The 23,035-nt window shown below is 69.2% G+C and carries 22 protein-coding genes; 13 read left to right on the top strand and 9 right to left on the bottom strand.

Annotated elements, in window-relative coordinates; translation table 11 throughout:
• Positions 1–65: 65 nt before the first annotated feature.
• From tgt to K8625_RS37150, 4 genes are all read left to right on the top strand, one after another.
• A complete protein-coding gene (gene tgt / locus K8625_RS37165; protein ID WP_141324588.1) occupies positions 66–1,235 on the top strand; it encodes a tRNA guanosine(34) transglycosylase Tgt in 1,170 nt (389 codons plus the stop codon).
• Positions 1,232–2,077: an MnmC family methyltransferase gene (locus tag K8625_RS37160; protein ID WP_223785370.1), complete on the top strand. Its 846-nt coding sequence runs from the start codon at positions 1,232–1,234 to the stop codon at positions 2,075–2,077. The genes tgt and K8625_RS37160 overlap by 4 nt, the downstream gene beginning before the upstream one ends.
• A 126-nt stretch (positions 2,078–2,203) precedes the next feature.
• Positions 2,204–2,728, top strand: a complete 525-nt coding sequence (locus K8625_RS37155; protein ID WP_223785369.1) for a hypothetical protein — start codon at positions 2,204–2,206, stop codon at positions 2,726–2,728.
• A gap of 42 nt (positions 2,729–2,770) precedes the next feature.
• Positions 2,771–3,304, top strand: a complete 534-nt coding sequence (locus K8625_RS37150; protein WP_223785368.1) for a hypothetical protein — start codon at positions 2,771–2,773, stop codon at positions 3,302–3,304.
• A gap of 8 nt (positions 3,305–3,312) precedes the next feature.
• Here K8625_RS37150 and K8625_RS37145 read toward each other — a convergent pair whose 3' ends face one another.
• A complete protein-coding gene (locus K8625_RS37145) occupies positions 3,313–3,768 on the bottom strand; it encodes a DUF1622 domain-containing protein (RefSeq protein WP_223752177.1) in 456 nt (151 codons plus the stop codon).
• Positions 3,769–3,943: 175 nt separating this feature from the next.
• Here K8625_RS37145 and K8625_RS37140 point away from each other — a divergent pair, with 175 nt between their 5' ends.
• Positions 3,944–4,807, top strand: coding sequence for an alpha/beta fold hydrolase (locus K8625_RS37140; protein WP_223785367.1), 864 nt, complete (start codon positions 3,944–3,946; stop codon positions 4,805–4,807).
• On the opposite strand, the gene K8625_RS37135 is transcribed toward K8625_RS37140, so the two are convergent.
• Positions 4,804–5,622 carry a zinc ribbon domain-containing protein gene (locus tag K8625_RS37135; RefSeq protein WP_223785366.1) on the bottom strand — a complete coding sequence of 273 codons (819 nt, stop codon included), beginning with the start codon at positions 5,620–5,622 and terminating at the stop codon, positions 4,804–4,806. The two genes, K8625_RS37140 and K8625_RS37135, sit on opposite strands and share 4 nt — an antisense overlap.
• 232 nt (positions 5,623–5,854) lie before the next feature.
• Between K8625_RS37135 and gspC the strand changes: the two genes are divergently transcribed.
• The 4 genes from gspC (at position 5,855) to K8625_RS37115 (ending at position 8,386) form a co-directional block, all read left to right on the top strand.
• Complete coding sequence (gspC, locus tag K8625_RS37130) at positions 5,855–6,718, top strand: type II secretion system protein GspC (protein WP_223785365.1); 864 nt, start codon at positions 5,855–5,857, stop codon at positions 6,716–6,718.
• Positions 6,719–6,757: 39 nt separating this feature from the next.
• Positions 6,758–7,201: an acetyltransferase gene (locus K8625_RS37125; RefSeq protein WP_223785364.1), complete on the top strand. Its 444-nt coding sequence runs from the start codon at positions 6,758–6,760 to the stop codon at positions 7,199–7,201.
• 82 nt (positions 7,202–7,283) lie between these two features.
• Positions 7,284–7,718, top strand: coding sequence for a hypothetical protein (locus tag K8625_RS37120; RefSeq protein WP_046714694.1), 435 nt, complete (start codon positions 7,284–7,286; stop codon positions 7,716–7,718).
• Between the two features lie 71 nt (positions 7,719–7,789).
• Complete coding sequence (locus K8625_RS37115; RefSeq protein WP_141332160.1) at positions 7,790–8,386, top strand: hypothetical protein; 597 nt, start codon at positions 7,790–7,792, stop codon at positions 8,384–8,386.
• A gap of 124 nt (positions 8,387–8,510) precedes the next feature.
• On the opposite strand, the gene K8625_RS37110 is transcribed toward K8625_RS37115, so the two are convergent.
• The 6 genes from K8625_RS37110 to K8625_RS37085 all read right to left on the bottom strand — a co-directional run bounded on the left by K8625_RS37110 (position 8,511) and on the right by K8625_RS37085 (position 15,438).
• Entirely contained in the window at positions 8,511–9,020 is a 510-nt protein-coding gene (locus tag K8625_RS37110; protein ID WP_223785363.1) for an OmpA family protein, read from the bottom strand.
• A 96-nt stretch (positions 9,021–9,116) separates the two neighbouring features.
• Entirely contained in the window at positions 9,117–10,478 is a 1,362-nt protein-coding gene (locus tag K8625_RS37105; protein WP_223785362.1) for a sigma-54 dependent transcriptional regulator, read from the bottom strand.
• Positions 10,468–12,573, bottom strand: a complete 2,106-nt coding sequence (locus tag K8625_RS37100; RefSeq protein WP_223785361.1) for a nitrogen regulation protein NR(II) — start codon at positions 12,571–12,573, stop codon at positions 10,468–10,470. Before K8625_RS37100 ends, K8625_RS37105 begins: the two co-directional genes overlap by 11 nt.
• A 113-nt stretch (positions 12,574–12,686) precedes the next feature.
• Positions 12,687–13,484 carry a DUF3014 domain-containing protein gene (locus K8625_RS37095; RefSeq protein WP_223785360.1) on the bottom strand — a complete coding sequence of 266 codons (798 nt, stop codon included), beginning with the start codon at positions 13,482–13,484 and terminating at the stop codon, positions 12,687–12,689.
• A 194-nt stretch (positions 13,485–13,678) separates the two neighbouring features.
• Positions 13,679–14,299, bottom strand: coding sequence for a DUF2378 family protein (locus K8625_RS37090; RefSeq protein WP_223785359.1), 621 nt, complete (start codon positions 14,297–14,299; stop codon positions 13,679–13,681).
• A 125-nt stretch (positions 14,300–14,424) separates the two neighbouring features.
• On the bottom strand, positions 14,425–15,438 hold the full coding sequence (locus K8625_RS37085) for a LysR family transcriptional regulator (protein WP_223785358.1): 1,014 nt from the start codon (positions 15,436–15,438) through the stop codon (positions 14,425–14,427).
• Between the two features lie 80 nt (positions 15,439–15,518).
• Between K8625_RS37085 and K8625_RS37080 the strand changes: the two genes are divergently transcribed.
• Positions 15,519–16,418 (top strand): NAD(P)H-binding protein, encoded by a 900-nt coding sequence (locus K8625_RS37080; protein ID WP_223785357.1) that lies wholly within the window; start codon positions 15,519–15,521, stop codon positions 16,416–16,418.
• A gap of 64 nt (positions 16,419–16,482) precedes the next feature.
• On the opposite strand, the gene K8625_RS37075 is transcribed toward K8625_RS37080, so the two are convergent.
• On the bottom strand, positions 16,483–17,196 hold the full coding sequence (locus K8625_RS37075; protein ID WP_223785356.1) for an iron-containing redox enzyme family protein: 714 nt from the start codon (positions 17,194–17,196) through the stop codon (positions 16,483–16,485).
• Positions 17,197–17,548: 352 nt separating this feature from the next.
• Between K8625_RS37075 and K8625_RS37070 the strand changes: the two genes are divergently transcribed.
• From K8625_RS37070 to K8625_RS37060, 3 genes are all read left to right on the top strand, one after another.
• Positions 17,549–19,222 (top strand): hypothetical protein, encoded by a 1,674-nt coding sequence (locus tag K8625_RS37070; protein WP_223785355.1) that lies wholly within the window; start codon positions 17,549–17,551, stop codon positions 19,220–19,222.
• 486 nt (positions 19,223–19,708) lie between these two features.
• The gene (locus K8625_RS37065) at positions 19,709–20,176 is read left to right on the top strand and encodes a hypothetical protein (RefSeq protein ID WP_223785354.1); all 468 of its coding nucleotides are present in this window, start codon (positions 19,709–19,711) and stop codon (positions 20,174–20,176) included.
• A gap of 277 nt (positions 20,177–20,453) precedes the next feature.
• A complete protein-coding gene (locus K8625_RS37060; protein ID WP_223785353.1) occupies positions 20,454–22,937 on the top strand; it encodes a DUF4157 domain-containing protein in 2,484 nt (827 codons plus the stop codon).
• The last annotated feature ends 98 nt before the right edge of the window (positions 22,938–23,035 follow it).

Raw genomic sequence — 23,035 nt, 5'->3', positions numbered from 1 at the left:
CAGGTGGGGGAACGGGCGACAGGGATGGACTGTCGGGCGGGATTGGCGGGTATAAGGCCCCGCCCATGGCCGTCCGTTTCGAGCTCGTCACCACCGACCCCACCGGCGCCCGCGCCGGCATCCTCCACACCCGGCGCGGCAGCTTCCGCACGCCCATGTTCATGCCGGTGGCCACCCACGCCGCCTTCCGGCACCTGGCCATGGAAGAGGTGAAGGAGACCGGGGCCAGCATCCTCCTGGCCAACACCTACCACCTGATGCTCCGGCCCGGCACGGAGGTCTTCAAGCGCTTCGGCGGCATCCATCCCTTCATGCAGTGGGATGGCGGCGTGCTGACGGACTCGGGCGGGTTCCAGATCTTCTCCCTGCCGGAGGACCGGCTCATCACGGAGAAGGGCGCGCACTTCCGCAGCTTCTACGACAACAGCCGGCAGCTGCTCAGCCCCGAGTCCAGCATCGCGATGCAGCAGTCCATCAACTCCGAAATCATGATGGTGCTGGACGTGTGCATCGACTCGCGCACGGACGAGGCGGGCACGCGCGAGGCGATGGAGCGCACCCACCGCTGGGCGGTGCGCAGCCTCGCGGCGAAGAACCAGGTGGACACCGGGCAGGCGCTGTTCGGCATCGTCCAGGGCGGCGTGTTCCCGCACCTGCGCGACGAGAGCGCGGCGTTCCTGACGCAGCTGCCGTTCGACGGGTTCGCCATCGGCGGGCTGGCGGTGGGCGAGACGAAGGCGGAGCGCGAGACGATGACGTTGCGCACCACCGCGTCGCTGCCCGCGGACAAGCCTCGCTACCTGATGGGCGTGGGCACGCCGACGGACCTCATCGAGGCGGTGCTGCGCGGCGTGGACATGTTCGACTGCATCATCCCCACGAAGATGGCGCAGCAGGGCTACGCGTACACGTTCCAGGGGCTGGTGCGCATCACCCGCACCGTGTACCGGCTGGCGGACGAGCCGCTGGACGCCGAGTGTGATTGCTACGTGTGCAAGCGCTACACGCGCGGGTACCTGCAGCACCTGATGCGCGGCAAGCACCACCTGGGCTCGCGCTTCCTGTCGGTGCACAACGTGCGGCACTACCAGAAGCTGATGGGCCGCATCCGCGAGGGCATCCTCTCCGGCACGTACGACCAGGTGGCGCGGGAGCTGAAGGCCGCCATCGCCACGCCGAAGGACCTGAAGGAAGAGGCGGCGGCGCGCGACGTGACGCTCAAGGAGGTCGGGTGAGCCAGGAGGCCAACCCGCGCGACGGGGACTTCGAGCTGGTCACGCTGCGCAACGGCTCGCGCGCGGTGCGGCACCTGGGCCATGGCGAGGTGATGCACCCGTCGGTGGGCCCGTGGAAGGAAGCGCTGGGGCTCTACGTCGAGCAGCCGAGGCTGGCGGAGCGGCTGTCCCAGCCGGGGCCCAAGCTGGTCATCCACGACGTGGGGCTGGGCGCGGCGACGAACGCGGTGGCGGCGCTGACGTGCGCGCGGGAGCTGGGCGCGGCGCGGAGGCGGGCGCTGGAGGTGGTGAGCTTCGAGGTGGACCTGGCGCCCCTGCGGCTGGCGCTGGCGGACGCGGCGGGCTTCCCGTTCCTGCAGCCGTTCCGCGCGGCCGTCGAGACGCTGATGCGGGACGGGGTGTGGGAGGAGGAGGGCCTTCGCTGGCGGCTGCACCTGGGGGACGCGGTGCCGTTCCTGGACGGGGCGCTGCCGGTGGCGGACCTGGTGTATTTCGATCCGTTCTCTCCCGCGTCGAACCCGGACATGTGGACGGAGGGCGTGCTCGCGCGGGTGCGTCGGCACTGCCGCGAGGACGGCGAGGGTGCGCTGTTGCTCACGTACAGCGCGGCGACGCCCACGCGGGTGACGCTGCTGCTGGCGGGGTTCTTCGTGGGTGCGGGCTCGTCCACGGGGACGAAGGGTGAGACGACGGTGGCCTCCACGCGGCGCGAGTCGCTGGTGGCGCCGCTGGGGCAGCGGTGGGTGGAGCGGTGGACGCGCTCCTCGTCGCGGGCTCCGCACGGTGGAAGCCTGACGCCCGAGGTCGAAGCACGCGTGCTCGCACATCCGCAGTGGCGGTGAGCGGGCCCGCCCGGTCCCCAGGTGCGAGCGTGGCCCCTGGGACGAGGGTGCAATGGGTTGTGATGGACATTGGGGTTAGGTGTGGAGTCCCCGCGCTCAGGCCTGTCGCGGGCTGGGAGCTCCCTCATGTCTGCCATTCGCGCGCGGCTGATGTCGTTGTCCTCTCTTCTCGCGGCGCTCGTCCTGTATGCGGGGCCCGCGAGCGCTGAACCCGTCACCCTCAACTGCCCGGGCACCATGGCGGTGAACTACTCGCCCGGCATGACGAACACCCCGCGCTTCATGACCATCTCCGGGACGGGCACGTTCGGTCCGTGTGTGGGATTGCCGCTCGGCATCCTCTCCGCGGACTATTCCGGCGTGGCGCAGGGGACGACGAGCTGTCTGACCAGCTCGACGACGGCGAACCTGACGTTGACGTGGAACGACGGCACCGTGAGCACGCTCTCCATGACGCAGACCCTCAACACCCGGCCGACGGGACAGGTGGTGTCTGTCTATGCGGGCACGGTGACCTCGGGCCGCTTCCAGGGCGCCACCGCGACGGGGACGCTGACCCTCCTCCAGACGGACCTCCTGGGGTGCTTCACCGAGGAGGGGGTCACCGCCACGGCGGGTCCGGCCGTCATCACCCTCATCGGGCTGCTCTGAGGCTCCGTTGGGAGCCGGAACACGTCTGTCCTGGGAGGAAGCATGTCATATCGTTCGTGGTGTCGTGGTGCGTGGGGAAGTCTGTCTCTGCTGTGGGTCGTCGTCGCGCTGGGCTGGGCCTCGCCTTCGCGCGCCGAGGCGGTGCTGTTGACCTGTCCCGGTACGCTCCAGGCGCGGTACTCGCCGGGCATGACCAACACTCCGCAAACCATCGCGACGAGTGTGAGCGGGACGTTCGGCCCCTGTGTCGGTACGCCGCTGACGCTCCTGTCCGCGTCGCTCCAGGGCGGTGGAACGGGGCAGCTGAGCTGTCTGGCCGGTTCGACGCAGTCCATGTCGACGCTCACGTGGAATGACGGCACCACCAGCACCGTCAGCGTGAGCATCCTCGTCTCCGCCCGGCCGCTCGGCGAGGTGGTGGTGACGTACTCCGGCACCGTGTCGAGCGGGCGGTTCGCTGGAGCCGATGTGCTCATGGTGCTCGTCCTGGCCCAGACGCAGGTCACCGGATGCTTCACGGACGAGGGCGTCACCGCCACGGCGGGGCCCGTGGTCCTCACCCTCACCGGCGCCTGAGGCCCGGCTCAGTGGGGCGGATGGGACGTGGGGTCCGCTCCCGGGGGGCGCCGCAGGGGAGGCTGCTCTCGCGGGGGCACCTCATCCGAGGAGGGGCGGGCCGCCCGCGCGAGTGCGTCCTGTCGCTGCTCGTCGCGAATCTCCCGGCCGAGGAAGTAATTGAGGGCGGTCCGGATGGCGGCCACCGCGGCGACCTGGCCGATCTGCTCCCACGTGGGCGCGACGGCCGTGCGCAGCAGGTCCGCGCCGAGCTGGAACTCCAGCCCCAGCGCGAGGAAGCGGCCGAGGGTGAGGCGGATTCGGGTGAAGGAATCGGTCCGCTCCTTCTGGACCGCCGCCAGGATGAAGCGCACGAAGCCGATGGCGGCGCCGGTGAAGATGACGAGCGCGGCGGCGACCTCCACCAGTCGCACCAGCAGCGTCACCACGCCGTGCAGCCAGGCTTCGTTGATGAGCTCGTCCATGGACCCGGGGCTCCTCCGTCTTGGAAGATGGACATCGCCAGGGGGCGCTGGTCCTGTTTCTCCGGATGCTCGGGCGGGCGCGCGAGGGGCCGCCGCCTGCCTGCATCTCGTGGACACCCTGGGGAGCTGTCGTCGAGGCAGACAACCGGGGCTGTTCGGGATATCCGGGAGGGGCATGAGCGAGGCCCTTCAACTGGATGACTGGGGCGGCACCGGCCCCGTGCTGCACCTGGCGCACGCCAACGGATTTCCCCCAGGCACCTATCGCCAGCTCATCGAGCGGCTGAAGCCTCGCTTCCACGTCGTGACGGTGCGCTCACGGTGCCTCGTCCCCGGCTCGGATCCGCTGTCGATGCGGGACTGGAACGACATGGCGGACGACCTCATCGGCGCGCTCCGCGCCGCGAAGCTGGAGGGCATCGTCGGCGTGGGGCACAGCATGGGCGGCGTGGCGACGCTGCTCGCCTCCGTGAAGGACCCGAGCCTCTTCCGCGCCGTCGTCACCCTGGACCCGGTGCTGTTCTCCGGGATGCGCAAGCTGGTATTGGACGTGCTGACGCTGCTCGGACAGCGAAGCCGTGTGCCTCCCGCGAGCCTGGCGCGCCGCCGTCGCGCGCACTGGCCCACGCGTGAGCTGGCCTACACCGTCTATCGCAAGAAGCCGCTGTTCGCGGCCTTCGACGAGGCGTGCTTCCAGGACTATGTGAACTCCGGGCTCACGGAGGCTCCCGAGGGTGGCTTCCAGCTGACCATCCCGCGGGAGTGGGAGGCCCGCGTCTTCGAGACGACGCCGAAGGGGATGTGGCGGTCGCTGTGCTCCATCTCCGTGCCCACGCTCATCGTTCGAGGGGCACGCACGCGCACGTTGGCCGCCTCGGCCTTCGCCAAGGCCCGGCGGGTCATCCCGGGCGTCCGCCTGGAGGAGGCTCCCGGCGGGCACCTGTTCCCGCTGGAGGACCCGGCGGACTGTGCCCGGCGCATCCTCGCGTTCCTGGACTCACTCGAGGCTCCTGGCGAGCCGCTGCGTCAGGCGCGTTAGGGGGCGGTGTCGTCCGCCACGGGCGTCGGGAGCGCGTCGGGCGACTCCGAGGGCTGCTGGGCCTCGAGCTGGAGGAGCGCCTCGAAGGCCGCGGCCTTGGGGCTGGTGGTGGTGCTCTTGACGACGTGCTGCCAGGCGCCACCCGGGAGGCGGTGTGCGTAGCCGCCCCAGAGCAGCTTGCCCTGGAGCCCGACGAAGACCTCGTCCTTCTCGAAGCGCTGGTCGGCGGTCCGCTGCATCAACTCGAGGAGCTTCACGCGGTCCGGGTTGCTCACCTTCTTGAGGTGGGTGGAGCGCGCGGTGATGACCCTGATGCCCTGGTCCTTCACGGCCGCGGAGGCGGCGGTGACGGATATGGACGTGTGGCCCGCATCCTCGAACGCGGACTGAAGCGCCTCCTGGAGGGCGAGGTCCTCGGCCTGGGCGTGGAAGCGCTGGTCGAAGCCGTGGCGCTCTTCCTGGACCTCCGTGCCGTCCTGCGTGCCGGTGACGGCGGAGGTCACCGCGCCGACCACGGGGAAGCCCACGCAGCAGAAGAGCATCGCGCCGAGGGGGAAGAGACCTCCCAGGCGGTGCAGCACGGGCTTCGTCGGCACGTGGCCGATGGACTGCTCCGGCACCTCCGAGTGCAGGTTGCAGCGGGAGCAGGCGAGGACGTACTTCGTCCTCAGGGAGAAGAGCGGGAACCAGAAGACGTGGGCGACGCTGTAGTGCCGCTGGAGTCGGTGGGGCGTCTCCCGCTGGCAATCCCGGCAGAGGGCGGGACGCTCCCCGAGTTCCTGCTGCTTCGCCGAGCTTCCGTAGATGATGAACATGCCTGACTCCGCTCGGGGTGGAGTCCGTCCCATACCGCGACGTTGATACAAGCGTCCACCGTGACACTCTGTCTCGGAGACCCCTCGCTCCCGTGACAGCCTGTTCGGGCGCGAGGTCCCGGGCCGCGCGGTGATTCCGCGCGGGTCCCTCTGAAGTCCAGGCGGCGGAGGCCCCTGGCCTCGTGCTTGCTCAGTCCCTGCTTCACCCCTGGAGGGGAGGAGGTCGGGCCCGATGAGACATTGGTTGGAGCGGCACTCGTGGTGGTTGCATGGCGCATTCATCCTCGCGGTCGCGTTCCTGCTGTCGCGCATCGTCCACGTGTTCACCGAGTTTCATCTCAGCGCGCCTGTTCCTGGCTGGGAGGCGTCGAGCGCTCGCCCCATCCGGGTTACTCCAGGGGCGGCACGCGCACCGCTGAGTGAGGACACGCTGTCGAGGCTGCTGGGAGTGGCCCTGCCGACGCCCGGTGTCCCCGGGGGAGATGCAGGCCCGCCGCCTGGCGCACGGCGCGCGAGGCTGGTGGGGACGTTGATGTCACGCGAGGCGCACTGGTCGCTCGCGTCGGTGGAGGACCTGGAGAGTCGGCGGGTGCGCAGCCTGCGCGTGGGCGATGTGCTCCAGGACTCGGAGGTCGTCGCCATCGAGCGTGAGCGCGTCATCGTCACGGTCCAGGGGCGACGGGAGGTCATCGACCGGGGAGGCCCCTCGGGCGCCGCTTCGCCGATGCCGCGTCCGCCCTCGACCGGAGCCGCGGACATCCGACGCGTGGGCGAGCACACCTACGAAGTCCCGGGGCGGTATCTGGAGCTCGACCGCTGGACGGGAGGCTCGACGCTGTCGGACGCGCGGATGGTGCCGGCGTTCAAGGACGGGAAGGCGCAAGGCTTCAAGGTCCTCTCCATCCGGAAGGGCTCGCTCTTCGAGAAGCTCGGCCTCCAGAACGGGGACGTCCTCCAGCGCATCAATGGCATGCAGCTCGACTCGCTGGAGAAGGCCATGGAGACGTACATGCTGCTCAAGAGCCAGCGGCGCCTGGAGGTCGAACTGGAGCGGGGTGGGGTGCGGGTGCGCAAGGTCTACGACGTCCAGCCCTGAATGTCAGGAGGCCGGGCGAGTCGCGTCCCCCCGCGAGCCATGACCATCCGCCCCTTCCAGCCCTCCGACACCGACGCGCTCGTGGACATCTGGAGCCGCGCGGTCCGCAAGACGCACGACTTCCTGATCGACGCGGACTTCGAGGACATCCACCGCAAGCTCGGGCCCGTCTATCTCCCCGCCGTCGAGGTGCACGTCGCCTGTGAGGACACGCGGCCCGTGGCCTTCATCGGCATGAGCGGACACCACGTGGAGATGCTGTTCGTCGACCCCCAGGTCATGGGCGGCGGACTGGGACGACGACTCCTCGCCCACGTCTCCACGCGCGGACCGCTCACCGTCGACGTCAACGAGCAGAACCCCCGCGCCGTGGGCTTCTACCTCCACTGCGGCTTCGTCCAGACGGGCCGCAGCCCCACCGACGGCGAGGGCCGGCCCTATCCGCTCCTCCACCTGGCCATGCCCCGTCCCGTGACGTCGTAATCGCTGGAATTTCAGACAGGCTGGAGCTTGCTCCGAGGTCCGTCTAACCTCGGGAGTCACCCGCGTTGCCTGGAGTGATTCCATGTCCGAGTCCAAGCCCCGCCTCAAGCGTCCCGTGGAGAACGTCCGCGCCGAGCTGCTCGCGGACCCCGACACCCAGCGCATCGCGAAGTCCGTGGGCATGGAGCTGGCCGCCTACGTCGAGCTCGTCCTCGACTACGCCCAGCACCCGGAGAAGGAGCCCGTCCTCCAGGTCGTCCCCGACGAAATCCTCAAGCAGTCCGGTTACGAGCCCGCCAGCATCGAGGAGGTCGGCGAGTTCTTCCTGGGCGCCGCCCGGGGCGAGCTCGGCCTGGGCCCCCCGCCGGCCTATTACAGCGGCTTCGAGTCCAAGCCCGCCCCCGGTGCGGGCAAGCCCTCCCTCCGCGGCGACGAGAACCAGTCCCAGGTCGAGGTCGACGAGGAGACCCGCAAGGCCCTCCTCAAGCACGTCCCCCGGGGGCCTGATCGCCTCTGAACCTACCTTGGAGGCAACTTCCTCCGTGCTCCTCCGATAATGGGGATAATCATTTCTACCGAGGAAATCCCATGTCTGTCGGCGGCTCCAGTGGCGCAGGTGGTAGCAACGGCACGAACGGTGCGAACAGCGCCAGCAACGCCGCGAGCAAGGCGGCGGACGCGGCGAGCAAGGCGGCCAACAGCATCAGCAACGCGCTGGGCGGTCTGGGCAAGGCGCTCGGTGGGCTGTCCAAGGGCCTGAGCGGCCTGGGTGGCCTCGCGCAGGGCCTGAGCGGCCTGGCCAAGGGCCTCAGTGATGTGGTGGGCAAGGTCTCCGAGGCGCTTAGCTCCGTCTCGGGCCTGCTGGACAAGGCGCTCAGCGCCATCTCCGGCCCCCTCAAGGACATCGTCGGCAAGGCGCTCGACAACCTCCCGTTCGGCCTGGGCCAGCTGGCCAAGCCCTTCGCGGACAAGTTCATCGACAACGGCCTGTCCATGGTGGCCGGTGGCCCCCTGGCCGGCGTCAGCAGCCTGTTCAACGGCGCCTCCAACGTGGGCAAGCTCGCGGACACCGTCGACACGGTCCGCTCGGCGGCCACCGCGGTGGGCGACATCGCGCAGGGCAAGTTCAACACCCAGCAGCTCGCCGCCTTCGCCCAGTCGAAGCTGCTGCGCGGCCTGGACTGACCCGCCCCACGAAAACCCAGCACGAGTCTCGAGGACGTCCGCCCAGGCACCCGCTGCCCGTGGCGGACGTCGTCGTTTCCAGCCCCCGGCCCGTCACGCCCGCGTCACGACGGGGCGCCCCGCGTCAGTTCAGGTAGCCGCCGGAGAGCTGGAGCTCCGCGCGGCGGTTCTTCTCCAGCTCGGAGGCGGAGAGCGGCCGCTCCTCGCCGTAGGACAGGGTGGACAGCCGGGACGGCTCCACGCCCAGCCGGCGCAGGTAGTCGCGCACCACCGAGGCCCGACGCTGACCGAGCGCCAGGTTGTACTCCGTGGTCCCCAGCTCGCACGTGTGCCCGGTGATGCTCACCTTCGCCTGCGGCCGCTGGCGAAGGTCGTCCGCCAGCTGCGTCAGCGTGTCGCGGAACTCCGGGCGCAGCGTCGTGGAGTCGAGCTCGAAGTAGACGGGCTCCAGGCGGATGGGGTGCAGGTCCGTGTCGGGATTCGGGGTCATCGCTGAGGGACGCTCCGGCTCCGGACGCGTGGCCACCGGAGCATGGGGGGGCTGGGAGTCGGTGGAGACCGTGGAGATGGGCTGCTTCGCGGCACAACCCACCAGACCGAGGACGACGACGAGAAGCGAGAGGAAGGGGCGCATGGCCTCGTGCTGAGCATGCGCCGTGCCGGGGTGTCCTCACTCGGGACGTCCCCGGCGACGCTCAGCCGGTGTTGCGAAACGCCAAGCCGCCCATGGCTATTTGCCCTCCGAACGCTCGCGCCGGTGAATCGTGGAGACGTCGATTCCGAGCAGCTCCGCCGCCCGTGTCTTGTTCCCGCCACAGCGCGCGACGGCCCAAGAGATGTACTCGCTCTCCAGTTTGCGCAAGGGGATGACCTCGCGTTGGGCCTCCAGGAGCGGGTGGGGCTCCGGACCCCCCTCCGCCAGGTGCGGCCGCAGCTGCTCCAGGTCCACCACGTCCCGGGTCCCCAGCACCACCAGCCGCTCCACCAGGTTCTCCAGCTCGCGCACGTTGCCCGGCCAGCGCAGCGAGCACAGCGCCGCGAGGGACTCCTGGGCGAAGCGCTCCACGGGCGAGCGCGGGTTTCGCGCCCGGGCCTGCTCCAGGAAGTGCTCGGCCAGGGCGGGGATGTCCTCGGGTCGCTCCCGCAGCGGCGGCGCCCGCAGCGTCACCACGTTGAGCCGGTAGAACAGGTCCGCGCGGAAGCGGCCCTCCTTCACCCGGGCCTCCAGGTCTTGATGCGTCGCGGCCACCACCCGCACGTCCACCGTGCGCGAGCCATCCGCGCCCACCGCCCGCACCTCGCCCTCCGCCAGCACGCGCAACAGCCGCGCCTGGAGCTCCGGCGCCATGTCCCCGATTTCATCCAGGAACAGCGTCCCGCCATCGGCCTCCACGAAGAGGCCCCGCCGGGCGCTCGTCGCGCCGGAGAAGGCGCCCTTCACGTGCCCGAACAGCTCGCTCTCCAGCAGGGCGTGGGGCAGGGCGGTGCAGTTGACGGCGACGAAGGGGCCCGCGCGGCGGGTGCCCTCGAAGTGCAGCGCACGGGCCACCAGCTCCTTGCCGCTGCCGCTCTCGCCCCGCACCAGCACCGGCGCGCTGGACCAGGCCACGCGCTCCACCAGCGCGTACAGGGCCCGCATCGCGCCGCTGCGGCCCACCATGGCGCCCAGCCGGCCCCGGTCCTCCGCCTGCTGCTTGAGCGTGCGGTGCTCGGCGCGCATGCGCCGCTGCTCCAGCGCCCGGCCCACGTACAGCCGCACCTCGTCCAGGCGGAAGGGCTTGGCGAAGTAGTGCCACGCGCCGCGCTTCATCGCCTCCACGGCGTTCTCCACGCCGCCGAAGGCCGTCATCATCAGCACGGGCAGGTCCGGGTCCAGCTTGCGCGCGGCCTCCAGCACGTCGAAGCCGTCCACGTCCTTCATTCGCAAGTCACAGATGACCGCGTCGTACACGGCGGCGCGCAGCTGGGCGATGGCCTCCGCGCCTCCGGACGCCACGTCCACCGTATAGCCGGCGTCCGCCAGCGGCTCCTGCAGCATCTGCCCCATCTCGACGTGGTCGTCGACGACGAGGACCCGGGCTCTAACCGACATGTTGCTCCTCTCGCGCGGGGGCCGCGGCGGGCCACTGCAGCATCACTCGCGTGCCTTGACCGGGCGCGCTGTCCAGCTCGATGCGTCCACCGTGGTTGCGCACGATGTGCGCCACCATGGTGAGTCCCAGGCCCGTGCCCAGGCCGCGCTTCTTGGTGGTGAAGAATGGGTCGAAGACCTGGTGCAGGTGCCTGGGGGCGATGCCGCACCCGTCGTCCTCGATGGTGATGCACACGCGCCCCCACGCGCCGGACGCGTCCGCCTCGCCCGGCGTCGCGGTCAGCCGCACCTGGCCTCCGGGCTCGCACGCGTCGCACGCGTTGAGCAGCAGATTGACGAGGACCTGCTGGAGCTGGTCCGCGTCCGCCGCCAGCGCGGGCAGGGGCTGCGTCACGTCCAGCCGCAGGTCCACGTGGCGCCGCTCCGCCTCGACGCGCAGCAGCTCCTGCACGCTCTTCACGAGCGGCCCCAGCGCCACCGCCCGCGACTCGGCGGGCTGCAGCCTCGAGAAGTCCAGCAGCTGGCGGATGGTGCGGCTGACGCGGTCGATCTGCTCGACGATGGCGCCCACGCCGGGGGACTGCGGGTGCTCCGGGCCCAGCTTGTCCTGCACGTACTCGGCCCGGCCGCGGATGATGCCCAGCGGGGTGCCAATCTCGTGCGCGATGCCCGCCGCGAGCACCCCCACGGTGGCCAGCTTCTCCGCGCGCAACAGCTGCCCCTCCAGCGCGCGCAGGTTGCTCAGGTCCTCCAGCACCAGCAGCGTGCGCACGTCGGGCTGGTGCGGCTCCAGCGGCACCGCGTGGACGTTGTACTGGCCCTCCGACTCGAACAGGCGCAGCGGCTCGGCGTGCAGGCTGCGCACGCGGTTGTCCTGGCCCGCGGCGTTGACCAGCTCCTCCAGTCGCTGGATGACGGGCGCGTGGGCCTGGGGGAAGGCCGCGGCGAGCGTGGCGCCCACCACGTCCTTCGGCATCCGCGAGCTGAGCGCCTGGTTGGCGGAGGTGATGCGGCCCGACGTAGACAGGGCCAGCACGCCCGTGGGGATGTGGTCGAGGATCTTCTGCGTCTTGTCGTGCAGGTGGGCCAGGCGGCTGGCGTGCCGCAGGCTCTCCTGGAGCGCCACCGCGCGGCTGCGCGCCAGCACCACGTACACGCCGAAGGCGATGAGGAACGACGAGAACAGGAAGGCCGCGAACGACAGCCGCAGCACCAGGCTCCGCTCGTGCGAGCGCAGCCCGCGCGTGGAGGACAGCGACGCCAGCGGCCACAGCGCGCCGTTCTTCATGCCCACCGGGGCGAAGCTCGCCACCACCTCCGCGTCGCCCAGCCCCAGCGCCATCGCCTCGGCGCGGTCGATGACGAGCGAGCCCGCCTCACCCTCGCGCAGGCGCTGGCTCAGCAGCGTGAGCCCGGGCGTGTCGGTGCCGGGCCGCTGATAGCGCGCCGCCAGCATCGGCGCGCTCAGCGCGGTGGGCGTGCCGTGCGCGCCCAGCAACAACAGGTGGGTGTCGCTCTCCGCGGTGAGCAGCTTGAGCGGCGCGAAGAGGGGCTCGGCGTCCACCAGCACCACCACCGCGCCCCCTCCGCCCGGCGAGTCTTCCGGCAGCGCGGTGGCGAAGGCCCGCAGCCACCCGGACACATCCCCGCTCAGCGGCGGTGAGGACGCGATGTGCCCCTCGGGCCCCTCGAGCGCGCTCTTCGCGGTGAGGGCCAGCGCCTGGGCGGGGTACTGCCGGGCGATGGACTCACCGGTGCGCCGGTCCAGCAGGCGCAGGCGCTCGTCACCCTCGGGGCCGAAGACGACGATGGCCTTGTACTGCCCCACCGCCTCCAGGAGCGCGCGCAGCTCCCGGCGGTGCTCCTCGGGCGAGCCCGGCTGGGAGAGCAGCTCGGCGGTGAAGCGCAGGTCCTCCCCCACGTCCTCCAGCGCCTCCGACACCCCGCGCGCGGCCTCGCGCAGCTGGGCCTGGCGCTCCCGGGCGAACTGGTCCACCAGCGCCTGCCTGTCCCGCTGGATGAAATACACGGCTCCGCCGATGACGCCGGTGAGCGCCGTGCACAACAAGAGGACGGGCAGGAGGGAGAGGCGCATGGGGGCAGATAGCAACATCCCGCGCCGAGGAGGGGGATGTTGCCCGCCGGGTCGCCCCTGCTCCGGGCGCCCGGACGTCGTTTCGGTGCCCGGCTCGGGCGGTAACGGAGGACTCAGGGCCTCGAGGCCTGCTGGTTGAGCTTCTGCGACACCTCGCGGACCTTGCCCTGGATGAGGCGCAGGTTGGCCGGGCCCATCCGCAGCAGGTGCTTCTGCGCGGGCGTGAGCGCCTCCAGCGCCGGGTCCACGTACACGTACAGCGCGCCCCGGGCCATCACCTCCACGTCACCGTCGAGCACCGGCACCGCGAGCACCTGCTCGAAGGCGCGCTGGAGCGTGGACTCGAAGGAGCTGCCCGGCGGCGCGCTCTCCTGGTGGAGGCGCTCGGCCAGCCGCCGCACCTCGCGGTACGTGTCCACCAGCAGCGTCGAGTCCAGGCTGCCCACCACCCGGCCCACCGCGTCATAGCGGCCGTACGTCCGCTTCGCGATGTGCGTGCGCCCCTCCTGGGCGCGGACCTGGAACTCACCGGCGGGGGCCAGGAAGCCGACCACCGCCCGAGGGCTCTCGCCGCTGGCCATGTTCGACACCACGGCGACGAAGCGGCGCAGCAGGTCCGCCTCGCGCAGCCACACGCCGAACTCACGCTGGGACGAGGCCCCCGCCAGCCGCGAGCGCAGGAGCGCGTCGATCTCCGTCGCGGGCGGCAGCGGCGCGTCCGGGCCCCGGTCCAGTGCCTTGGGTGCCTGGGCGATGGGCAGCGGCGCGGCGGGCGTATCCGGTGCGCCATGCAGCAGGCCGTGCCACACCCCGGCCCCCGCGAGCACCGCCGCCACCAGAATCACCAGGCCCCAACCCCAGAGCGCGCCACGCTCGAGCTTCCCCACCACATCACCGCCATTGCCGTCCATGAGTCCTCCACTTCGGGACTCAGCGATTGCAGCGCGGATGCCAGCGGGGGGACGTGGGGGAGGGCGGCGCGGCCTCACTCGGGAGCGCGTGCTCCCGGGGCCGTCGACGCGCCCGCTCGCAAGCTGCACGAGCATGGCGTTCCGCGCGCCACCCTGGCGGATTGCGACAGGGGGGCGCGCGGGACTCGGTTCGTTCAGGCGCGAGGACGCGACGCGCCCGCCGAGCCATCATCCGGAGGAGGCATGGCCGCCTCCGCCGTCACCTCCGCCCAGCGGATGTGGAACGTCGACGCGGTGCCGTCGAACTCCTCTGGCAGCACCACCACGCGGAAGCCTCCACACAGCTCCACCGCCCGGGCCAGGAGCCCCGCGGAGAACGTGGGCAGGTCCGCCAGCACGTCGTTCATCCGCAGCTCCAGGAAAGTGGGGCTGCGCTCGACGATTTCGACCACACTGAAGTTGTTGCCGGCGCGAAAGCCCATCCCCGCCCTCAGCAGCATCCTCCGGGGACCGGCGAGCCGGACGACGCCCAGCAGCGCGCGACCGAAGAAGGTCCCGAAGTAGGCGTCCATGAAGCGCTCGCCCAGCGAGTAGTACGCGGCCTCGGCGGGAACGCCGCCGTAGACGTGGCCCGCGGCGATGCGAAGGAACTCCTTCCATTGCTCCAGCGTGTAGGTCCGCTCCAGCTTCTGCTCGAGGTCCAGCCCCGCACGACGCAGGTGCTCGCGGCACGCGGGCGTGAGCCGGTTCTCGAGAGCGCGAAGGAAGAGCGCTTCCACGGTTTGCGTGAAAATCAGCTTCTCGGAAGAAGTCATAGGGTCGCACCCTACACCGGTCGGCCCGTCGCATGCTCGCCCACAGGTGAATCGGCGTTCAGTGCCCCTGTCGGCGAGCGACAGCACGACTGCTCGCCGAGAAAAAGTCGTGGAGAGTCCAGGGGTTAGCGGTTGCTACGCGGCGCGGCGGCGGCGCGGAGCATCATCCCCCGGAGCCACCGGTGGGCCGGGTCGCCGTCGAAACGCTCGTGCCAGACCTGCAGGACGTCGAACGGGGCCAGCTCCACCGGGGGAGGGAGGATGCGCAGGTGGCCTGGCTCGACGAACAGCTCGGCGAGCCGGCGAGGCGCGGTGAGCACGTGGTTGGTGCGCGTCACCGCCAGCGCCGCGGTGAGGAAGTATGGCAGCCGCACGCCGATGCGTCGCGTGCGACCCAGCTTCTGCAGCGCGACGTCCACCGAGCCCACGCCCTCGCCGCGCGGGCTCATCAGCACGTGCGGCAGTCGCAGGAATGTTTCCAGGTCCAACCGTTGCTTCACCACGGAGTTGTCGCGGCGCACGACGCAGACGAAGTGCTCGGTGAAGAGTTTTTGCTGGCGCAGGACGGGGGACGGCTCCGGGTAGGCGCCGACGACCAGGTCCAGCTCACCGCTCTCCAGCTGGGCTTCGATTTGGGGGATGACGAGGGGGCGCACCACCAGGTCCACCTGGGGGGCCTCGGTGTCCATCAGCTCCAGGAGGGACGGGAGCAGCGCGGAGGCGAAGTAGTCCGTCGTGGCGATGATGAAGCGCCGCGAGGAGGCCTTGGGGTCGAAGACGGACTCGTTGCGCAGGGCGCGTTGGACCTCGAGCAGGCCCCGGTGGAGGGGCGCGGCGAGCTGCTCGGCGCGCGGGGTGCGCACCATGCCACCACGTCCCCGGATGAGCAGCGCGTCCCCGAGCAGCTCGCGCAGCTGCCTGAGCGCGTGGCTCATGGCGGACTGGGTGATGCCCACGCGGGCCGCGGCGCGGGTGACGTTGCCCTCGGTGAGCAGCGCGTCGAGCGCCACGGCGAGGTTGAGGTTGATGTTCGCCAGGTCCAGGTCGGGGCTCGCCGGCGGGCTCGGCTCGGGGGCGCGGGGGGCACGGGGCCGTCTGGGGGCGCGGGCCTTGCGGCGGGCGGTATGCATGGCGCTCATGGGCATATGATTAACATGCGGTCGCCTCATGGTGGGACCGGGCGCATCCTTTGACCATCTCGAAGTCACTGGAGCCGCCCATGAGCATCGTCATCAACACCCCGAACGGAAACATTGGCCGTCCCCTCGCGCACGCGCTGCTCGACGCGGGAAAGCAGCTCACGCTCATCAGCCGGGACGCGCGCAAGGTGGAGGACCTGGTGAAGCGCGGCGCGAAGGTGGTGGAGGGCTCCACGGATGACGCGGCGGTGCTGGACAAGGCCTTCGCGGGCGCGAGCGCCGTCTTTTGGCTGACGCCCCCGGCGACGCGGCCGGACTTCATCGAGTGGGCGGAGGCGACGGCGCGGGTGGCGGCGGGCAAGGCGAAGCAGCACGGCGTGAAGCGGGTGGTGGTGCTGTCGAGCATCGGCGCGCAGACGGGCCGGGGCACGGGCCCGGTGGGCGCGCTCCTGGCGGTGGAGGAGGCGTTCAAGGCCGCCGTCGCGGACGTCACCATCCTGCGCCCGGGCTACTTCATGGAGAACCTGCTGCAGTCGGTGCAGACGCTGGCGAGCGCGGGCTCGTTGTTCGTGCCCATCTCCCTGACGCGCGCGCTGCCCATGGTGGCGGTGGCGGACATCGCGCGCAAGGCGGCGGACGTGCTGCTGGACGCGGGCTGGAAGGGCGCGCGCATCATCGGCGTGCACGGCCCCGCGCACCTGTCGTACACGGACGTGGCGCGCACCCTCACGGAGGTGTCCGGCAGGCCGGTGAGCGCGGTGCAGATCTCCATCGATGACTTCCGCAAGGCGATGGCGGGGTACGGCCTGCCCGACTTCCTGGTGGGGCTCTTGGCGGAGATGTACCAGGCCGTGGGCGAGGGGCGCATGGACCCCGCGGAGCCGCGCAGCGCGGAGACCACCACGGCCACGACGCTGGCCCAGTGGGCGAAGTCAGTGCTCCTGCCCGCGGTGGAGCAGGCGCGCGCGGCGGCGGCGTAGTCATGGAGCGTGCGAGGGAGGAGCACCGCTGGGGTGCTCCTCTCGCTCGTGGGGTGTACCCACGTCAGTTCGCGCGGCGGTGTCTTGCCCGGTAGAGGTCGTCGAAGAGGTTCATGATGAGGTGGGCGCCGAGCGCCAGCCCTTGCTCGATGTCCCTCGCCAGCTTCGGGTCCGATTCATAGGGGCCGTCGAGGAAGCGATAGAAGTCATCGGCGTGCTTGTTGTCGAGCGTGGAGTGGAGCGGGTAGTGGACCATCTGGTCCCGTGCGAGCCACCCGTGCTTGACGATGCTCTCGCCCGTGACGAGGGCGATGGTGCCGAACAGGTCTTCAATCATTCCGAAGACCGCCATGCCGAAGTGGACGGACTCGAAGCAGGCCGTGCCCGCCAGGGACGTGTTGAAGGCGAGGATCTCCGGCCAGGGGCGACACCGCTCCACCCGCGCGCGCGACGCGCCCAGGCGCTCCAGGAGCAGGCAGAAGGCGTTGTCGTGGGCATCGCGGGGGTTTCCGCTGCCGTGCTCGTCGTTCACGTTCTCGAGGAGGGGGAGCCTGTCGGAGACGTTCGGCAGTCGGCTGAGGAGCAGGGCCATGGGGCGCGAGAAGTTCGCGACCGCGGTGCGCATGTGGACCTGCGCCTCCACGAAGTCCTCGCGCTCGAAGTCGCCCGAGGTCAGCGCGTTGAGGTACTTGCTGGACTTGATGTGATTGCCGCGCTCCTTGAACGCGGCGATGTAACGGCGCAACTGGGGTGTCGCGCTGGGGGAAGCCAGAGACATGATGGACACTCCTGTGGGTGGGGTGTGACTTTTCGATGGTAATCAGAGGCCCCGGGTGTGGCCAGTTGGTTGTCTTTGAGTTTTTGACTGTCTTTGGTGCGGGGCGGCCTGGTTGTGATTGCGGGTCTCGCGTGGAGGGTTTGTTGAATCCACGGGGCGGGTCTTGGATTGCTGCGGGGAGCGCGTGGGCCCGCATGTGGGGATGAAGTGGTTGGCGTGGCCGCGGAAGCATCTGGCGCCCGTGCGGAAGCCTCGCTGCGGGCGGAAGTGTAGATACGCTGCGACCGTCTTTGACCGTTGGCCCGTGTCTGCGCTCGGCGCCAGGGATCATCCACTCCACTCGAGGCTCTCCATGCGTTCGTTGCGCCGTCTTTCTGCTTTGCTGCTCCTGTCGCTCGTCTTGGGTTGTGGTCAGGAGGGACTCCCCGAACCCGAAGCCGAGACGCTCTCCGCGCGGACAGATGCGGCCACCCGCGGCGGGTGGACCCTTCAGAATGCGTGTGGCAACGCGGGCACCACGCCGCAGATCTTCAGCAATACGCTGATGAGCCCCCAGGCCCTCCCCATGGGCGGCGGTGCCCCCGCGAACTGGAATCCGGAGAGTGGTCGCATCCGCCGAGGCGGCATCGAGTACGTCTCCGCCAATGGCCTGCGATTCGACCTCATCACCGACAGGTGCACGTACATCAAGGAGGTCAAGGTCGGCACGCGTGTCCTGACGCCGGACTATACGGATGGCTATTGGTATTCGGCCACGGATGCTTCGTACCAGCCCGCGGACCCCAGCCGTTATGGCTACAACCTGTGGATCTTCTTCCCCTATCTGGGAGACGGCACCACGAACCAGGTCACCATCACCGTGGGGCGCACCTTCGGCAGCGGCGTCGCGACGTACAGCTTCCCGATGGTGCAGGTGGATACCGTCGAGGCGCGTGACGTCGCCGCGCCCATCGGCTTCTCTCGGACCGAGCTGTGGAACATGTTCGGCAAGGCGCTCTACACGAAGTTCAATGGCGAGACGAACTCAACGGTCATCATGTCGACGGATGGCTCCATGCGCCGCATCTACGACTACGACCCGAGCAGCCTCCAGCTCTCCGTCACCACGAATGGCGTGGGCTTCTCGTTCAAGTTCAAGACGGACATCAACAACTGGTGTGACCCGACGATTCGGGCCTATGGCACGTTCAAGCTGAAGGCGGACTTCACGGGTATCTCGGTGGACTGGGTGACGGCGCCCCAGGCAAGCCTCGACTGGCCGTTCCTCTGCAACGCGGTGCAGGTCGTTCCCATCCTGGGCCTCATCCCCAACCTCATCTACGACGTCATCGAGAGTGAGGCGGCGGGCAGCATGAGCTCCACCATCGAGGAGTCCATCATCGATTCGTTCCCGGAGACGAGCTCCGTGCAGTTGTTCTTCGATGGCTCGACGACGCGCACCAACGAACTGCTCGTCAACCTCAGGCTGCCGGCGCCCTCCATCAAGATCAACGTCCCGTACGACGCGTTCGACATGAGCCGGGGCTCGACACTGTTCCCTTCGGGGGAGAACCTGACGCTGCTCGCGAGCGGCCTGGGCTTGAATGACTACGTCGCCGGCGTGACGCCCCAGACGACGCTCTACTCGGGCCCCAATGGTGTTCCGCGCTACGGCTCCACCACGTGGCCGAATCCGCAGACGTTGAGCCGTGCCTCCAACCCCGTCTGGTATGGCCAGCCCATCGCCCGCTTGCTGGCGCGCACATGGCCGACGGCGCTCACCACGTCGACGTTCCAATACACGCCGGGCTGTACGTTCAAGGCGAACAACATGTTCGGCAACGCGTCGGTGCGCTTCGGTGTGAATGACACGGCCACGGATGCGCAGCGCGTTCGCGGCGTCTTCGGCGCCGCCCCGGGCTACTCACTGCGGGTCGTCTTCTTGAACGAGTTCAACCCCACGACCGGGGATGGCGCTTCCCGCTGCGGGTCCATGACGTCCGGCCCCGTCGTGTCTTCGGACCTGGGCGTCCTGGCGAATCCGTAGCGGCTCGGGGTGCTATCGCAGCCGCGAAGCGCCTCCGCGACAAGGTGATGTACCGGGAGGGCGGCAACGTAGCGCCCTTCGCCGGGTACCAGGAAGTGCGGCTACTTCGCTGCGAGTGACGCTGCCCGTATACGCATGATGGAACTTCCCGAAGCTGCGTGCCTCTGTCGCGACGACGCCTGTGGCATGCCAGCGTTTGTTGCACTCGTGGAGGCCCAGGAACGGGTGGGCAGGAGATGCAGCGCATCGGCTGAACACTCTCATGTTGATGGCCTGTGGGAGCGGAGCGAGCCCGGGACGACCGTCGAAACGACGCCCTGACACAGGCTCGTCGCGGTGAACGGAATGGCGCCGTTGGGTGGCGCAGCTCGACAAACGTGTCTCCTCTCGTATCATCCATCGATGAGCGATAATCCGGTCTCGGACCGATTCCATGCTTGTATCGCGCCCCTCGCGGCTTCCTCGGTGGCGAAAGCGGGTCGGTGCGTGCTGACGTATGGCCACAATGGCGCCGAGCTCGCCCGCGTACGACAGACTCTGACACTGCCCCCGGCACTCGAGCGCTTCTACGCGCAGGCTGACTTCATGCAGATCCGATGGCGCTTGCAACAAGGCGCCGCAATCGAGTATCTCGACCGCGAGATCGACATCGTTGGCGGAGAGGCGAACGTCCTCCCTGTTTCCACATGCGTCGACGGCATCGACGGCCGACGTGGAGCGGAACTGCTCGACCCGTACGGTTCCTTTCCGGAGGCGCGTGAGTTGCTCGACCGCCTCGTGCCCTTCGATTACTGCGAGGGCGAGTTCGCGGTCTGCCTCGAAATGGAATCGGGCCGGGTCCTCGACCGGCTGCATTTCGTGCCACTCGACGGAGTCGGAGAGATCCGGCCGCTGCCCGTGGGCGTCGAGGACTATTTGCAGCGCGGCTTTGCCATGCGTTTCATACACCACTAGGTCGAGGCAGCATTCTTCGACAATCCTGAATGGGCGGCGTGCTCGAAGCACTATCTCGCGCAGGTCTTTGGTTCGGAGTAGGAGATTGATGACTCGTGTACCGCACCGGATTCTCGAGACACCAGGTGGGTCGTCACCGGGCCGCCTGCATTGACTGCCTCAGCTCCCGCCGGGCCTGACATGGCGAAAGGTGCGCACGTCCCGCGCGCGCAGCCGAACCCATACCTTGCAGGGCTCCCATTCCGCCGATGCTCCACAGAAGGAGTAGGCTTCATTCATGTTTGCTCCAAAGACGACCAAGGGACTTGCAAGCCCAGCCCGTCAATCGACGGCCCAGCCCTCGCCGCTTGCGTCGCTGGCATCGGGCGGTGCAGGCAAGGCGGCGAGCCTGCTTCAGGAGCAAGCGCCGCGCGGCGCTTCGTGGGATTTCAGCAAGATCTCAATATCTGCGCCTCGCCCAGCGGACCGACCCCAGGTGCGATCTCTGCCAGACATCGTGCCGTCAAAGCTTGTTGTCGGCGCATTCGATCATCCTCTCGAGCATGAGGCGGATCGCGTTGCCGAGAGCATTCAGCCGCGCCCAGGCGCATCCTCAGCCTCCGGGGCTCGCGTCGAATCAGGCGCAGCACCCGGCTGTGTGGCTGAGGTTCTGCGCTCACCCGGGCGGCCACTGGACGCTACCGTCCGCGCCGAGTTCGAGCCGAGGTTCGGCCAGGATTTCAGCAAGGTCCGTATCCATGCCGATGCGCAGGCTGCTGACGCCGCTCGTTCGGTCGACGCGGTTGCCTTCGCGTTCGGCCACCACATTGTCCTTGGCGAGGGGCGAACAGTCTCGGACCGGCGACTTCTGGCCCACGAGCTGACCCACGTGATGCAGCAGTCCGGGACAACGGGCGGTTCCGGCTCGGCGCCCGTGAGGCGGCCAGGCGGGGCTCCACTCGCCATCGCGCGCGCGCCGGCTCCCCCAACTCGCCAGCTCAGCTCCGGCCCTCAGCTTCCGGCCGATGCGCAGATGGTCGAGCTCGCCAGGATCGAATACACCCAGGCTGACATCAGCTTCAAGACAGGTGACGGCGTAAGCCTCGGCCGGATGGCAGCCCAGATGCGCCAGCGGGGGTGGGACATCTCGCGTCCTGCGGACGTCGTGAAGATGAGTGACGGGCGGCTGGTATCGCTCGATCACCGGCGCCTGTGGGCGGCCGACAGAGCGGGGCTCACAACGGTCTCTGCGCGAATTCACTCGGAGTCGGATGTGCTTGCCGCCGATGCGGCCGCGCGTTTCAAGATTGACAAGGACAGAGTTCCTCAAGGCACCAACCCGAGAACGGGCGCACCATGGAAGGCTGGCGACGTGCCGCGCACCTGGGGTGACGCAGTCGCCTTTCGCAGCGCGGGCCAGGGCTTCTCAAAGGTGGTCCGCGGGAGCAACAGCGGTTTCGCTCCCACGGCACTTCCCGGCGGCGGCGTCCGCGACCCTTCGTTCCCAGCCACCGGGAGCAGGAATATGCCGATGCGCGTGCAGCCTGGGCGTCTCGAACAGCGGATCGACCCAGGCGCCGGCGGGTCCATCATCAAGAGCGGCGGTGTGCGCAGGAATGTGCCCACAGGGAAGGTCGTAACCGGTGCGATCGACGGCAAGACCGGCGGAACCGGCCCGACTGGCGGCGGACCTGTGTCCGGCCCCGGAGGCACCAGGACGCCGATCGAGGGGCGCAGGCCACCAGTCAGCAAGGTCGTAACCGGTGCGAGCGACGGCAAGACCGGCGGAACCGGCCCGACTGGCGGCGGACCTGTGTCCGGCCCCGGAGGCACCAGGACGCTATTTGAGGGGCGCGGGCCACCTGTCAATGCGATCACAGCCTCGCCGCATGCGCAGAGAGTCAATGCCACCCGTGCCAGGATGGGCAGCGCCTGGTCGATGCTCCTCGCTGACCAGCTCAGCTATGTGCGGGGCGCGGAGCTGAAGAAGGCAAGTGCGGCCTACGCGTCGTTGGAGCGCACGATCGAGCAGCATCGCGAGAAGGGTATCGACGTCACAGTCACCGTCATCGCAGAGGTTCCTGCGCATCCGGACGTGATGGCCCTGGTTTCCGGTACCGGAGATCTGGGCCAGATTGTGCGGTTTCACGACATGTTCATCAGCAAGCTCTCGTTGCCGGCATCTGCGGCGACCTCGAAGGTTGCGACCATGTACGACGCCGGTGGCCACTCACGCGACCATGTGGGCCTGGGCGACATGACCCTGACTCAGCAAATCAGAGCCCAGCTCGGTGACAAATACCCTGTCCCCGGTACCGGGCCGCGTCCCGACTTCTATTTTGTCGAGGGCCGACAGTTTCTCCCTGGCTACGCGCAGTCCGACAACACGCAACCGGCTTCGCCGATGGCGAAGCGCGCCACCACCAAGGGCCTCGCCGGCGCCTGGAGTCCAGAACTGCGCGGGGTCTTTAGTGGGCACATCAGCCAGATGATGCTTCTCACGACGCGCGCGTTGAATGTGGACGTTGACGCCAGTGGTATGGCGACACCGAGGATGACCTTGGTCAGCCGCCCCTACGCCTTTGAAAACGGTGGACCCACTGCGACGATGGTCATGACCGGACGTTTCAAGATGGGCGAGGGTTATCCGCCGCAAGCGCAATGGTTCTGGAGCTCGTTCGAGTTCATTCCGGGCAAGGACGTGCTCCTGGAATGGGCGCACGGACAAGACATGACCCATGACAACCTGTGGGACGCCCTCTTCCTATGGCGCCGCCACTAACAGCTCCTCACGGATGCGCCAGGATTGACGGGAACCCGCCTCCTGGTACCCGGGCGTCAACGTCTCGGCCCTCTCCTTTGGCCGCTTTCAGGGGACCT

It is taken from the genome of Myxococcus sp. AS-1-15, assembly GCF_020037055.1.
Taxonomy (GTDB): Bacteria; Myxococcota; Myxococcia; order Myxococcales; family Myxococcaceae; genus Myxococcus; species Myxococcus fulvus.
Note: the sequence above shows the minus strand (reverse complement) of the source record. Positions and strands in the feature narration are given on the sequence as shown.

Excerpts from the sequence above, each read along its gene's own strand:
- tgt (WP_141324588.1), top strand. The coding sequence starts at position 66 with ATGGCCGTCCGTTTCGAGCTCGTCACCACCGACCCCACCGGCGCCCGC.
- K8625_RS37155 (WP_223785369.1), top strand. The coding sequence starts at position 2,204 with ATGTCTGCCATTCGCGCGCGGCTGATGTCGTTGTCCTCTCTTCTCGCG.
- K8625_RS37150 (WP_223785368.1), top strand. The coding sequence starts at position 2,771 with ATGTCATATCGTTCGTGGTGTCGTGGTGCGTGGGGAAGTCTGTCTCTG.
- K8625_RS37145 (WP_223752177.1), bottom strand. The coding sequence starts at position 3,768 with ATGGACGAGCTCATCAACGAAGCCTGGCTGCACGGCGTGGTGACGCTG.
- K8625_RS37140 (WP_223785367.1), top strand. The coding sequence starts at position 3,944 with ATGAGCGAGGCCCTTCAACTGGATGACTGGGGCGGCACCGGCCCCGTG.
- K8625_RS37135 (WP_223785366.1), bottom strand. The coding sequence starts at position 5,622 with ATGTTCATCATCTACGGAAGCTCGGCGAAGCAGCAGGAACTCGGGGAG.
- gspC (WP_223785365.1), top strand. The coding sequence starts at position 5,855 with ATGAGACATTGGTTGGAGCGGCACTCGTGGTGGTTGCATGGCGCATTC.
- K8625_RS37125 (WP_223785364.1), top strand. The coding sequence starts at position 6,758 with ATGACCATCCGCCCCTTCCAGCCCTCCGACACCGACGCGCTCGTGGAC.
- K8625_RS37120 (WP_046714694.1), top strand. The coding sequence starts at position 7,284 with ATGTCCGAGTCCAAGCCCCGCCTCAAGCGTCCCGTGGAGAACGTCCGC.
- K8625_RS37115 (WP_141332160.1), top strand. The coding sequence starts at position 7,790 with ATGTCTGTCGGCGGCTCCAGTGGCGCAGGTGGTAGCAACGGCACGAAC.
- K8625_RS37110 (WP_223785363.1), bottom strand. The coding sequence starts at position 9,020 with ATGCGCCCCTTCCTCTCGCTTCTCGTCGTCGTCCTCGGTCTGGTGGGT.
- K8625_RS37105 (WP_223785362.1), bottom strand. The coding sequence starts at position 10,478 with ATGTCGGTTAGAGCCCGGGTCCTCGTCGTCGACGACCACGTCGAGATG.
- K8625_RS37100 (WP_223785361.1), bottom strand. The coding sequence starts at position 12,573 with ATGCGCCTCTCCCTCCTGCCCGTCCTCTTGTTGTGCACGGCGCTCACC.
- K8625_RS37095 (WP_223785360.1), bottom strand. The coding sequence starts at position 13,484 with ATGGACGGCAATGGCGGTGATGTGGTGGGGAAGCTCGAGCGTGGCGCG.
- K8625_RS37090 (WP_223785359.1), bottom strand. The coding sequence starts at position 14,299 with ATGACTTCTTCCGAGAAGCTGATTTTCACGCAAACCGTGGAAGCGCTC.
- K8625_RS37085 (WP_223785358.1), bottom strand. The coding sequence starts at position 15,438 with ATGAGCGCCATGCATACCGCCCGCCGCAAGGCCCGCGCCCCCAGACGG.
- K8625_RS37080 (WP_223785357.1), top strand. The coding sequence starts at position 15,519 with ATGAGCATCGTCATCAACACCCCGAACGGAAACATTGGCCGTCCCCTC.
- K8625_RS37075 (WP_223785356.1), bottom strand. The coding sequence starts at position 17,196 with ATGTCTCTGGCTTCCCCCAGCGCGACACCCCAGTTGCGCCGTTACATC.
- K8625_RS37070 (WP_223785355.1), top strand. The coding sequence starts at position 17,549 with ATGCGTTCGTTGCGCCGTCTTTCTGCTTTGCTGCTCCTGTCGCTCGTC.
- K8625_RS37060 (WP_223785353.1), top strand. The coding sequence starts at position 20,454 with ATGTTTGCTCCAAAGACGACCAAGGGACTTGCAAGCCCAGCCCGTCAA.